The organism is Moraxella sp. I5G, from assembly GCF_055193055.1.
The window spans coordinates 106549-119797 of sequence record NZ_JBUXLH010000005.1 but is presented as its reverse complement, the minus strand read 5'-3'; the positions used below and the strand labels follow the sequence as shown (position 1 = coordinate 119797).

Genomic DNA, 13249 nt, shown 5'->3' with positions numbered 1-13249 from the left:
TTTTACCAATTTTCATGCTATTTTTAAAATTTTTTTTAATAATCCACTAATTTTTTAAGTTTTTATAGTAAAATTCACTCAATTTTATCGTCTATATGAATTTACATGACCCATCTTGATACCATTGACCAAAAAATTTTACGATTGTTATCCAAAAATGCTCGGTTGTCCATTGCCGAGATTGCCGAAATGGTCAATTTATCAGCAACACCCGTCATTCGACGCATTAAACGTTTGGAAGACACGAGAGTGATTACAGGTTATCACGCCCACACTTCACCAGAAGCCTTAGGATGTAGTTTAGCGATTTTTGTAGCAGTCAGTATGGATAAACACACCAAAGAACGTTTTTGTGAATTTGAGGAAGAAATTGCTAAATTTGATGAGGTTATCAATTGCAGTATTGTTACTGGACGTAGTGAAGATTATTTATTGAAGGTGGTAGTAAAAGACATGCGTCATTATGAAGATTTTTTATTAAATAAACTTAGTAAGATTGATGGAGTCAGTCAGCTTCATACCAGCTTTGAACTTAGAGAAGTATTTAGCCGTGCGGCACTTTAGCCTATTTTAAATCAATGACAACTAAAGTGCCCAGCTATGTTTTTTTATCTTATGATTTAGCTTTTACACCCAAAACCACATTAGACGCTTTGATTGACGCAGTAACAGCACTGCCAACTTCTAATTTTAAATTTTGGCGACTATAAGCAGTAATGATTGCGACAATCACAGTGCCATTTTCGGTTTTAACATGAACTTCTGAATTGACCGCACCATCAACGATTTTTTCCACAACGCCCGATAGCTGGTTGCAAGATGATAAAATCAATTCATTACCTACAGACAACATAACAGCAGGCGCTTTAAAAATTGCCACAACCTCACGACCAACAGTTAAGCCCAAACGTTCGGTGCTGTTATGAGTAATAACGGCGGTTAATTTATCACCACTAGTAAGAGTTAAATGAATAACATCATTTACTGCCCCTGTTTGAATTTCATTTACAGTTGCAATAAGCTGGTTTCTAGCACTAATTGACATAAAAATCTCCAAAATAAGACTATTAATAAAATGGCATTAGCCGTTGTTAGATAGCCATAAACTATTATCGCTATCAGTATAAAATTCTTGTTTCCAAACTGGAATGGACGCTTTGATTTCATCAAGCAACCATTGACATGCCAAAAATGCGGCCGTGCGATGGGCAGAACTTACGCCAATCCAAACCGCCATATCGCCGATTTCAAGCTCACCGATTCGATGAATGGCTACTGCATGGGTGATATCAAACCGTTTTTTGGCTTCTGCTATTAACTTTGCTCCTTGATTTAACGCAAGTTTTTCATAACCATAGTATGTTAAACATGAAACAGGTCGTTTGTTGTTATGATTTCTAACCAAGCCCTCAAAACTCACCAACGCTCCAGCTTGATTGTCCAAAATCATTGCTTTTAGTCTATCACTATTAATTTTTTTATCCAAAAGAGCAAAACCGCTTTCGGACGCTACGGCATACACTATATCTTCTGGTAGGCTAATCGTTAAAGATTTATCATGCACTGTTTTCACAATCAACCCCCCGCCACAGGTGGGATAAAAGCAACCACATCATCTGTTGCAATTTTTTGATTCCAATCACTAAACTCATGATTGACCGCAACAGATAATTTATCTTGGGTCAATTCAAATTGATATTTATCTGACAGCAATTGGTATAATGTAGATAAATCTGTGGTTTGCACTGTCATTATCTCTTCATCTATTTTCGCCTTTTGAGCAAGACTTGCAAAATATAAAACGGTAATCTTAATCTCGTTCATAATCTGATTTTCCCCCTGTTTTATTTATCAAACAGATATCAGTAATGCAGATATCATGGCTTAATGCTTTGGTCATATCGTAAATGGTTAAACACGCCACAGACACAGCGGTTAAGGCTTCCATTTCAACACCTGTTTTGTGAGTTACTTTAGCAGTAGCAATCACTTGAATGCTGCATTCATCATCTAAATATTCAAATGACATTTTAATGGCATCTAAGGGTAACAAGTGACAAAGCGGAATTAATTCATGAGTTTTTTTACCCGCCATAATTCCTGCGATATGAGCGGTTTGCGTAATACTGCCCTTTTTGGTTATGCCGTCATTTTGGCGAATAATTTGATAAATTTCTTTTGGAAACACCACTTTAGCAGATGCATTGGCGGTGCGTTTTGTGGCTACTTTATCACCCACATCCACCATCTTAATATCCCCATTATTATCTAAATGGGTCAGCATCTTTTCTGATTTTAACATAAATTTCTCTTAGTTTTATTAATTTATCTTTATTGGCAAAATTAATTAAAGCCTGGTTATATTCATCTTGGGTGTTAAAGTTTGTTAATCCTCGAAAACAGTCCGGTAATAACACTTTTTTGTGATAAATTTTGGATAAAAACCTCATGACTGATAATTGATTATTTTTCAATTCATGAATTAATTCGTCTTTTAAATTGCACGCATACACGCCTAATAAAGGGTAATCTTTATCATCATAAAGATAAATTGCTTGATACGGTTTATCCATATTTTTGACAAACATATCTGCAATCTGATTTATCGCAATTAAACTATCACAACTAATGACCAAAATATATTTATTTTGAACATCAAAAGAATCAAATAAAACTTTTAGTAGCCCTGCTATTGCCGACAATGCGCCAGAACCTTTGCCGCATTCATCTGGTTTGATGTAATCAGAAACCAAAATTGCATCTGGTAGAATTTCACCAAAACCTTTTTGGTTATCAGCAATAAAAACAGGAATGTTTAATTTTTTGGCACAATGATAATGAAATTCCAACAAGGTCTGGTTATTATCCACTCTTAATAAAGCCTTTGGGGTTCCCATACGACTGGACTGCCCACCTGCCAAAATTAGCACGCCCGCCAACACATCTGAGATTTGCTTTGTCATCATACAATAAAGTTCAATTCAGCCACAAATCAGTTTTTTCTTAGTAGATGTGGAACAAAGTTACAAGGACGAATGCGATTATCCAGCTGTTCTTTTAAAATTTTTTCCCAACCCATACGGCATGCCGAGGTTGAACCGGGCAAACAAAAAATCGCAGTTTGATTTGCCATACCTGCAATCGCTCGCGACTGTAATGTTGCCATGCCAATTTCATCTTTGGATAATAGACGGAACATTTCGCCAAAACCATCAATGGATTTATCAAATAAAACATTTACCGCTTCAGGCATGTTATCGCGTCCATAAAAACCCGTTCCACCAGTACTAATAACAACTTGAATGTTTTTATCCGCAATAAAACGACTCACCACTGCACGAATTTCATAAACATCATCAGTAATCAATACTCTATCAGATAACCGATGACCTTCAGCAACAATACTATCAGCCAAATACTGCCCTGAGGTATCTTCAGCCAAAGTGCGCGTATCCGATACTGTTAAGATAGCAATATTTAAAGGTATAAAAAGCTTTTCAGGTTTCTTCATGATAAAATTCCAAACAAACAACAAAAGTATTGATTAAACAATCTAACCGCCAATCAGTGATAAATTATTCATCAAACCACTGTTGTTATTGTTTAAATGATGGTGTTCTGGTTTGATTGGCATTAATGAGGACAATGTTTGTTTTAACCCTTGTATATCTTGATGAGTTAAATGGGGGCGAATGTCATAATTTTGACTATCAAACAAGCATAGATGCACTTTACCAAGGCTACTGACTCGCAAACGATTGCAGCTATCACAAAAGTATTTAGCATAAGGCTCAATAATGCCAACACTGCCTAAATAATCAGGGTGCGTATATTCAATGGCAGGTCCACTATCGTTTTGTTTTGGTTTAGGTTGCCAGCCTTGATTGGTAAGATACTCTTTAATTAAGCGACCGCTTTGATGTTGAGCAAAAAACAGCTGGTTGTTATCACTGGTTTGCATAAATTCAATAAAACGGTAAGTAACTGGACGATTTTTTACAAATGCCAATGCACTCATTAGGTTGTGATATGCGGTTTCTTGGGTTAAAATGCCATTCATTTTAACACGAATATCGGTTGTTTCAAGAACTTTGTCCACATCTTTTAGCAACTGTGGCAAAATATCAAAACCTGTCATACGTTTAAATACATCTGCATCAAAACTATCGACACTTAAATTTATTTGATTTAGTTTTGCTTCTTGCCAAGCGGATATATGTTTTGCTAATTTATACCCATTGGTACTTACCGCTACTGTTTTAATACCTGTTTGTGATTTTGCTAACTTAATAATCTCTGATAAATCACGACGCACAGTTGGTTCACCACCTGTTAAGCGAATTTTAGTTGTACCAAGACTTGCAAATCCTAAAAACAGTGTATTGATTTCTGATAAAGTTAACTCATCGTCTGGTCTTTTGCCCTGATAACCATTTGGCAAACAATAAGAGCAACGAAAATTGCAAAAATCCGTTACTGAAAACCGCAGATAAGTCAGCCTTCTTAAGAATCCGTCCGTTAAAGTGTGTGATTGTGTTGAAAATTGGCTATGACCTGCACTGCCATCAAAGGCTTTGGCATGGATATGTGGGACGGATATTTTCATGAGATACTCTATAAGGTTGCCTCAAAAATTGCAATATTGCAACTTTAGCATATTTTTAAAACCAAACCACTCTCCCAAAGTGTGTTTTTCATACATCAAATACTACTTTTGAAGTAGTCAATGCCAAATGATAGTTTCTTAAATTGTTAAAATTTGCATAAATTAATTGAAAAATTTCATCATATTTTTTTTAAAAACTCTTGACAAGGCTCAAAGCTAAACAGCACCTAAGCTGTGCCAGTAAGTCTAAAAATATAAAGCGTAAAATCACAATTTATCAAAAAAAACAAGGCTAGTAAAATAAAAAAAATTAGGCTATATTGTGCCGCGTTTCAAAATACACACTAGATATAGTGAATTTTTGTATCATTAACACGTAATAACAATATGCAATAACTATTTGAGTTATTTATTATTTTGTGCTTTGACTGTTTAAAATTTAAGTAGGTTTGTATGACTCACATTGATAAAATTAAAGTTAAAAAACGCAATGGCACGTTTGAAGCAATTAATCTGGATAAAATACACAAAGTAATTACTTGGGCTGCCGAAGGATTGGAAAACGTCTCCGTATCGCAAGTAGAGTTAAAATCACACATTCAATTTTACGATGGTATCAGTACCAAAGATATTCATGAAACCATCATTAAGGCCGCTGCTGACCTGATTTCTGCAGATACGCCTGATTATCAATATCTAGCAGCACGCTTAGCAATTTTTCATATTCGCAAAATTGCCTATGATGATTTTGAACCGCCACATTTGTATGAACACGTTCAAAAACTAACCAATGCAAATAAATATGATAAACACATTTTGCAAGATTATACTCAAGACGAATTTGACACTCTAAATCAATACATTGACCACAATCGCGATATGACATTTGCTTATGCAGCGGTTGAACAAATGATGGGTAAATATCTGGTGCAAGACCGGGTTAGCAAAAAAATCTTTGAAAGCCCCCAGTTTTTGTATATGTTGGTGGGTATGTGTTTATTTGCAAGTTATGAAAAATCCGTGCGTTTAAATTATGTAAAACGTTTCTATGATGCTGCATCTAATTTTTATATTTCCTTACCCACGCCCATCATGGCAGGCGTACGCACACCAACTCGTCAATTTAGTTCATGTGTATTAATTGAATGTGGTGACAATTTGGACAGTATTAACGCAACCACATCAGCCATAGTTCGCTATGTATCACAGCGAGCTGGTATTGGTGTAAATGCTGGTGCAATTCGAGCGTTGGGCAGTCCAATTCGTGGCGGTGAAGCTCAACATACAGGATGCATCCCATTTTTTAAGATGTTTCAGGCAGCAGTCAAATCTTGTTCACAAGGCGGTGTGCGTGGTGGTGCGGCAACTTTGTTCTATCCACTTTGGCATTTAGAGGTTGAGGATTTGCTTGTTTTAAAAAATAATCGTGGCGTAGAAGATAACCGAGTTCGCCATATGGATTATGGAGTGCAAATCAATAAAACGCTTTATACACGCTTAATTCAGGGAAAAAACATCACCCTATTTTCACCATCTGATGTACCTGGTTTGTATGAAGCATTTTTTGCAGACCAGCAAAAATTTGAAGCGCTTTATACGCAATACGAAGCTGATCCAAGCATCCGCAAAAGCCAGATTGCAGCCAAACAATTGTTTGAAACTTTATTACAAGAACGTGCCAGCACGGGGCGGATTTATGTGCAGAATGTTGATCACTGCAACACACATAGTCCTTTTGACCCAAAAGTTGCTCCTGTACGTCAATCTAATTTATGCATGGAAATCGCCCTACCAACTTCACCGCTCACCAATATTAATGATGAACAGGGAGAAATTGCTCTTTGCACTTTGTCAGCAATTAATTTGGGTAAAATAAATAAACTTGAAGACATGCAAGAACCAGCTGAACTGATTGTGCGAGCCTTGGACGCATTACTTGATTATCAGGACTACCCTGTAATCGCCGCCAGACGCGGCAGCCTAAATCGTCGTACACTTGGGGTTGGGGTTATCAATTATGCTTATTATCTAGCCAAAAATAATACTCGATATTCTGATGATGGCGCAATTAGCTTAACCCATCGCACGTTTGAAGCGTTCCAGTACTATTTATTGCAGGCTTCCAACCAACTAGCTAAAGAAAAAGGGGCTTGCCCTTGGTTTGACCAAACCACTTATAGTCAGGGAATTTTGCCAATTGATACTTATAAGAAAGATTTAGATGGCATTTGTCAAGAATCACTGCATTATAATTGGGAATCCTTACGTCAAGACATTAAAACGTATGGGTTACGCAATTCAACCTTATCTGCATTAATGCCATCAGAAACCAGCAGTCAAATTGCCAATGCAACCAATGGCATTGAGCCACCTAGAGGCTTAGTATCGGTTAAAGCATCCAAAGATGGTATTTTAAAACAGGTGGTGCCTGACATCGAAAATCTTGCTGATAAATACGAGCTTTTATGGCAAATGCCTGATAACACAGGGTATTTAAAACTGGTTGGTATTATGCAAAAATTTATTGACCAAAGCATTTCCACCAATACCAATTATGACCCAAGAAAATTTGAAAACAACAAAGTACCCATGAGCATCATGACCAAAGATTTATTAACTGCTTATAAATATGGTTTAAAAACTTTGTATTATCACAACACTCGCGATGGTGCAGATGACACTCAAAGCGACTTAGATGATGGCTGCGCTGGTGGAGCTTGTAAACTTTAACCCATAATAAATGATTAGATGATAAAAAAGACGGTTTAAAAACCGTCTTTTATTTGCCTTAACTTTAACTTTTAATTAAATTTAATTAAAGAAATCATCAAAGCAAGATTTTTCTTGGGTCAGCCAATAGTTTGGCAACATAACGAGTAAATACCGCTGCATCCGCCCCATTAATCACACGATGGTCATAAGATAGCGATAATGGCAGCATTAAACGTGGCTCAAACGATTTGGTTGCTGGATTCCAACGGGGCTGGAATGATGATTCTGATACACCCAAAATGCCCACTTGTGGCCAATTTACCAGTGGTGTAAAGTAGGTACCGCCCAAATTACCTTGGGAAGAAATGGTAAACGATGCCCCTTGTAACTCTTTGGCAGATAATTTTTTATCACGAGCTTTTTTGGCAAGTTCACCAATTTCAATGGCAATTTGCTTAATGCCTTTATTCTGTACATCACGAATTACAGGCACAGTCAAACCATCGTCCGTTGCAACTGCAAAACCCATATGTACAGTTTTACGAACAATAATTTGCGTATTATCATCTGATAAATGACTATTGAATTTTGGAAACTTCATTAAAGCGTAAGCGGTTGCTTTCATGATAAAAGCCAAGATGGTTAGGCTAACACCCTGCTTTTTCATCTCATCTTTAAGTTCACTACGCAAAGCTTCAGTATCTGTAATATCTGATAGGTCAAACTGGGTAACTTGAGGTAGATAAGTATTGTAATTTAACTGCGGAATAGACACTTTTTGTAGGCGTGTCAAATCTTCAGTAGTAATCTCACCCCAGATTTCCCGATTACTCATATCAGGCAAGCTAGGTAAACCTGAACGTACTGGAGCATTCACGCTAATAGCGTTAGCAGGTTTGGTCGCGCCTGTCATGACTGATTTGACATACCCAAACAAATCTTCTTTTAAGATACGACCATGAGCAGCTGTACCTTTAACCAAACCAATATCCACACCCAATTCACGAGCCAATTTGCGCACCGCAGGTCCAGCATAAACATCACGTGCTTTGGCATTTACCTCAGCTTCACTTAATTTTGCGGTCTGATTTGTAGGTTGGGCAGGTTTTGACTGATCTGGTGCTGATGGTGCTGGAACAGCTGCTTCTTCAACTTTTGGTGCAGCAGTCGCAGAAACACCTTCTGTAGATTTAATCGTAATAAAAGCTTGAGCATTGGTGACAGTATCGCCTTCGCTGACTAAAATTGCTTCTACAACACCTGCAACTGGTGCTGGCACTTCTACTGAAGCCTTATCTGATTCTGCTAAAATCACTGGCTGGTCTTTTTCAACAGTATCGCCCACTTTTACCATAATTTCGGCTACGCTTGCACTATCCACGCCCAAATCAGGTAAATTATACGTTTGACTTACTGCTGCACCAGTTGCAATAGGAGTGCTTGTTTCTGAAGCGGAAACAACTTCATTAGTTTCAGGCTTGGTAGCAACTTCTACATTTGCAGGTACTTGCTCTTCTGATTTTTCAGCCGCGCCACTCTCACTGATGGCTATTAAGGGGCTACCTTGACTGATTTGATCACCCACTTGAATTAAAATCGCTGTTACTGTACCGCTAACACCTGCGGGAATTTCCACAGATGCTTTGTCAGACTCAACCAGGGCAATGTTGTCATCACTATTAACAACATCGCCAACTTTTACCATAATTTCACTAACTTCAGCACTATCTACACCCAAATCTGGGGCTTTAATTTCCATCACATTCTCCTAATTTGGGTTACTTATCTTCGTCAATCAGCTCAGGCACTGGGTGCGGATTGGCACTTACAGATACTGCTGGCGCATCTGGGAAATAGTCAAAATGTGGTTGTGGTTGCCACGCTGGTGGGCTATCAGCATCAATTTCAAATAACTCAATAGCTTGTTGAACCACTTCAACACCAATTTCACCTTTGTCCGCTAATTTTTTCAAAGTAGCTAAAACAATATGATTGGCATCTACGTTAAAGAAACTGCGTAAATTTTGACGAGTGTCTGAACGCCCAAAACCATCTGTACCAAGCGTTGTATAGGCAGAACCTTCTGGAAGCCAGCCGCGAATCTGTTCAGCATAGTTTCTGATGTAGTCTGTCGCTGCCACAATCACACCTGTATGGCCACTAAGCTGGCTGGTGATCCATGGTGTTTTTTGTTCAGCAGTTGGATGTAAGCGATTGTAATCATCACACGCCATACCATCTTTGGTCAGCTCATTAAAGCTTGTTACGCTCCATACGTTTGCTGTAATAGAGAATTTTTCTGCTAAAATGCGAGCTGCTTTTTGCACTTCACGTAAAATCACACCTGAGCCAAGTAGTTGCACCTGCATAGAACCATTATCTTCTAGCAGATACATACCACGTCTGATACCCTCTTCCACTCCTTCAGGCATTGCTGGATGCTCATAGTTTTCATTCATTAAAGTGATGTAGTAATAAACACGCTCGCCTTCTCCATACATACGACGTAAGCCATCATGCACTACAACTGCAAGCTCATAGCCAAAGCAAGGGTCATAGGTGACACAGTTTGGAATGGTGCCAAAATGCACATGAGAATGGCCATCTTGGTGTTGCAAGCCTTCACCATTTAAAGTAGTACGTCCTGCGGTTGCACCGAATAAGAAGCCTTGAGCCTGACAATCGCCAGCCGCCCATGCCAAATCACCCACGCGTTGGAAGCCAAACATTGAGTAATAAATATACATTGGAATCATTGGCAAGGCATTCGTAGAATAGCTAGTTGCTAAGGCAATCCAAGCACTCATCGCGCCGGCCTCGTTAATGCCTTCCTCAAGCATATGTCCATTTTTAGCTTCTTTATAACCCATCAAGGCTTCAGCATCTTCAGCAACATAGTTTTGACCAACAGATGAATAAATGCCCAATTGACGGAACATGCCTTCTAAACCAAATGTACGTGCTTCATCAGGAACAATTGGTACAACGTATTTTTGAAGATCTTTGTTTTTAAGAAGTGCTGACAACAAACGCACAAACACCATTGTGGTTGATTGTTCTTTACCATTGCTACCCTGCAATACATTATCAAAGATGGACAATTCAGGGATGGTTAATGGAATATGTCCACTTCTGCGTGCTGGCAAATGCCCACCCAATGTCTGACGACGACCCATTAAGTACTTATATTCTGGAGTGTCTTCAGCAGGACGATAAAACGGTAAATCTTTTAACTCTTCATCGCCAATTGGCAAATCAAAACGTTCTTTAAAATATCTTAGACCTGATTCGTCGAGCTTTTTGATTTGGTGGGCTTTGTTTACGGCTTGAATTTGGCTAGATAATCCATAACCTTTAACCGTTTTTACCAAAATCACTGTTGGCTGACCAACGGTCTTCATTGCTTCACTGTATGCGGCGTAAACTTTTTTAGGGTCATGACCGCCACGGTTTAAACGCTGAATTTCTTCATCGGATAAATGAGCAACCATTGCTTCAAGCTCTGGATATTTACCAAAGAATTCTTTACGAGTAAATGCTCCATCACGCGCTTCATAAAGTTGATATTCACCATCAACAACCTCTTCCATGCGTTTTTTCAAAACACCTGTAGTGTCTTTGGCTAACAGTGAATCCCAATGGTCACCCCAGATTACTTTAATCACTCGCCAGCCTGCGCCACGAAACACCGATTCAAGCTCTTGAATGATTTTGCCATTACCACGTACAGGACCATCCAGACGTTGCAAGTTACAGTTGATTACCCAGATAAGGTTGTCTAATTTTTCACGTCCTGCCAACGAAATCGCACCCAGGCTTTCTGGCTCATCGGTCTCACCATCACCTAAAAACGCCCAAACTTTGCGGTTTTCTTCTTTCAACAGGTTACGGTTGGTTAGATATTTTTGAATATGGGCTTGATAAATACTCATCAAAGGACCAAGACCCATCGATACTGTTGGGAATTGCCAATAATCTGGCATCAAATAAGGATGTGGATAACTCGAAAGACCTTTACCACCTACTTCACGACGGAAATTTTTTAGCTGCTCTTCAGAAAGACGACCCTCCAAAAATGAACGAGCATACATACCAGGGGCACCATGACCTTGATAATAAATCAAATCGCCACCATGGGTTTCGTCAGGAGCGCGCCAAAAGTGGTTAAAACCAGTTTCATAAAGGGTTGCAGACGATGCAAATGTTGCCAAATGTCCGCCCAAATCGTCATCATTTTGGTTGGCTTTCATTACCATCGCAAGAGCATTATAACGCACCAAAGCACGAATCTTGCGTTCCATATGTAAATCACCAGGGTAACTTGGCTCGTCTTCAGCAGGAATGGTATTGACGTAAGCCGTATCCAGACGGTTGAAGGGCAACCCCTCCTGAACTGCCATGTTATACAAGGCTTTTAATAAAAATTGAGCTCTTTCTTTGTCAGCATTTTTAATCACTGATTCAAATGCATCTAACCACTCTTGGGTTTCGGTGCTATCAGAATCTTTATAATAGGTTGTCATAACAATATCCTAAACTAAAATAAATCAAGTTAAACACTTGATGGGAAAGTGGGTAGAAAACCCATAGATCTTTAATATTATAAAAGACTTTAATTCAAAAATGTTATGCTTTTTAAAAATACTCAAAAGCATAAGTATTTTTTAAATAAATATCCAATATCATAAAAAGACTATTATCCTTTTGGAATTGTGCTTTAGTGGCATTTTATACCTAATTTAGGTAGTTTTTTTCTAAAATTTTTATATTGAATAAACTTATTACCGCTCAGTCTTAACAATATCTATTTGCTTATCATCACAATCTACCGCATAAATAGTATTCACCACCCCAAAAATATGCACCACAAAATCGCTGTCTAATTTTGGATTGACATTTTTACTGGCATCTTTTACTTTTGTTAATACCATCATATTATCAGGTCTCATAATCACTGCTTGCACATCGTCTTTGCTAAAATCCAGTGCATTTACCCGAAAAAAATTCCACGCCTGCTCAGGCTCTACCTTTTTTAATGATTCAGGATTATCCCAAAGCGTTTTTGCGCCTTTAGGCTCTTTCATTTGCATAACATAGCCATCTTGATTTTTACTGATTTTAATTTGAGCAGGGGTGTCTTTATTAATGGTATAGCAACCAACAAATTCATCCTTTGCATCAGCTTGAGTTTTATTATTAGCAGAATTGTTATTAGTGGGTTTTTCGCCACAAGCGGTTAATGCAAAAACTATTATCAAAATAAATAGATGAGCTGGTTTGTTTAAAGACTCAAACATTCAAATTCCTTATGATTGTTATCATATTATTCTGGTCGCGAACTAAGACGATGATAACCAACACTTTGCCCAACATCGCCAACAAAACCTAATTGACGCCAAACTTCATACAAGCAGATTGCCACGCTATTAGATAGATTTAAACTTCTTGATTCTGGCAACATTGGCAAACGCAACCAATTAGCTTTGCCAATATCATCACGCACATTTTGCGAAAGCCCATCGGTTTCTGAGCCAAACACCAAAGCTATACTGCCCTGATTTTGGGTAAAGCTATACTCATAAAAAGGCTGACTAAATTTTGTTGTTAAAGCTACAATGGTTGTTACACCTTGCCAAGCCAACGCTTCTTTACACGCTTGCCAATCTTGATGCACCTGCATGTTAGCATATTCATGATAATCTAGACCTGCTCGTTTTAGTTTTTTATCATCCAATTTAAACGCCAAAGGTTCAACCAAATGTAAAATTGCCCCCGTGTTGGCACACAAACGTATGGCGTTGCCGGTGTTGTTGGGAATTTTTGGTGTATAAAGCACAATATGGATTTGTTTCATTATCTATCAATTAAACCAAGTAAAGTACAAAAATAACTGAATTTAAAATTATCATACAAGATTTTTAAATAATTAGC

At 38.1% G+C, this 13249-nt stretch carries 13 protein-coding genes; 2 read left to right on the top strand and 11 right to left on the bottom strand.

Translation table 11 applies throughout. From position 1 onward, the window contains the following. Nucleotides 1–105 precede the first annotated feature (105 nt). Nucleotides 106–564: an Lrp/AsnC family transcriptional regulator gene (locus tag ACZBKJ_RS04310; RefSeq protein WP_463199695.1), complete on the top strand. Its 459-nt coding sequence runs from the start codon at nucleotides 106–108 to the stop codon at nucleotides 562–564. Nucleotides 565–613: 49 nt separating this feature from the next. Here the strand turns inward: ACZBKJ_RS04310 and ACZBKJ_RS04305 are convergent, their stop codons facing one another. The 7 genes from ACZBKJ_RS04305 to moaA are packed head-to-tail and all read right to left on the bottom strand — an operon-like array spanning nucleotide 614 to nucleotide 4606. Continuing rightward, a complete protein-coding gene (locus ACZBKJ_RS04305; RefSeq protein ID WP_463199694.1) occupies nucleotides 614–1045 on the bottom strand; it encodes a TOBE domain-containing protein in 432 nt (143 codons plus the stop codon). A gap of 36 nt (nucleotides 1046–1081) precedes the next feature. Further along, a complete protein-coding gene (locus ACZBKJ_RS04300) occupies nucleotides 1082–1576 on the bottom strand; it encodes a molybdenum cofactor biosynthesis protein MoaE (RefSeq protein WP_463199717.1) in 495 nt (164 codons plus the stop codon). Next, nucleotides 1576–1824, bottom strand: a complete 249-nt coding sequence (gene moaD / locus ACZBKJ_RS04295; protein ID WP_463199693.1) for a molybdopterin converting factor subunit 1 — start codon at nucleotides 1822–1824, stop codon at nucleotides 1576–1578. The genes ACZBKJ_RS04300 and moaD overlap by 1 nt, the downstream gene beginning before the upstream one ends. Next, nucleotides 1811–2302, bottom strand: a complete 492-nt coding sequence (gene moaC / locus ACZBKJ_RS04290) for a cyclic pyranopterin monophosphate synthase MoaC (RefSeq protein WP_463199692.1) — start codon at nucleotides 2300–2302, stop codon at nucleotides 1811–1813. Before moaC ends, moaD begins: the two co-directional genes overlap by 14 nt. After that, a complete protein-coding gene (mobA, locus tag ACZBKJ_RS04285; RefSeq protein ID WP_463199691.1) occupies nucleotides 2265–2966 on the bottom strand; it encodes a molybdenum cofactor guanylyltransferase in 702 nt (233 codons plus the stop codon). Before mobA ends, moaC begins: the two co-directional genes overlap by 38 nt. Before the next feature lie 26 nt (nucleotides 2967–2992). Then, nucleotides 2993–3511, bottom strand: a complete 519-nt coding sequence (gene moaB, locus ACZBKJ_RS04280) for a molybdenum cofactor biosynthesis protein B (protein ID WP_463199690.1) — start codon at nucleotides 3509–3511, stop codon at nucleotides 2993–2995. 42 nt (nucleotides 3512–3553) lie between these two features. Next, a complete protein-coding gene (moaA, locus tag ACZBKJ_RS04275; protein WP_463199689.1) occupies nucleotides 3554–4606 on the bottom strand; it encodes a GTP 3',8-cyclase MoaA in 1053 nt (350 codons plus the stop codon). A 453-nt stretch (nucleotides 4607–5059) separates the two neighbouring features. On the opposite strand from moaA, the gene nrdA reads away from it, so the two are divergent. Further along, a complete protein-coding gene (gene nrdA, locus ACZBKJ_RS04270) occupies nucleotides 5060–7336 on the top strand; it encodes a class 1a ribonucleoside-diphosphate reductase subunit alpha (protein ID WP_463199688.1) in 2277 nt (758 codons plus the stop codon). Between the two features lie 97 nt (nucleotides 7337–7433). On the opposite strand, the gene ACZBKJ_RS04265 is transcribed toward nrdA, so the two are convergent. The 4 genes from ACZBKJ_RS04265 to ACZBKJ_RS04250 all read right to left on the bottom strand — a co-directional run bounded on the left by ACZBKJ_RS04265 (nucleotide 7434) and on the right by ACZBKJ_RS04250 (nucleotide 13172). Continuing rightward, entirely contained in the window at nucleotides 7434–9077 is a 1644-nt protein-coding gene (locus tag ACZBKJ_RS04265) for a 2-oxo acid dehydrogenase subunit E2 (RefSeq protein ID WP_463199687.1), read from the bottom strand. Between the two features lie 19 nt (nucleotides 9078–9096). After that, nucleotides 9097–11841, bottom strand: a complete 2745-nt coding sequence (aceE, locus tag ACZBKJ_RS04260; protein ID WP_463199686.1) for a pyruvate dehydrogenase (acetyl-transferring), homodimeric type — start codon at nucleotides 11839–11841, stop codon at nucleotides 9097–9099. Nucleotides 11842–12099: 258 nt separating this feature from the next. Beyond that, nucleotides 12100–12615 (bottom strand): hypothetical protein, encoded by a 516-nt coding sequence (locus tag ACZBKJ_RS04255; protein WP_463199685.1) that lies wholly within the window; start codon nucleotides 12613–12615, stop codon nucleotides 12100–12102. 26 nt (nucleotides 12616–12641) lie between these two features. Then, on the bottom strand, nucleotides 12642–13172 hold the full coding sequence (locus ACZBKJ_RS04250; RefSeq protein WP_463199684.1) for a tRNA (cytidine(34)-2'-O)-methyltransferase: 531 nt from the start codon (nucleotides 13170–13172) through the stop codon (nucleotides 12642–12644). Between the last annotated feature and the right edge of the window lie 77 nt (nucleotides 13173–13249).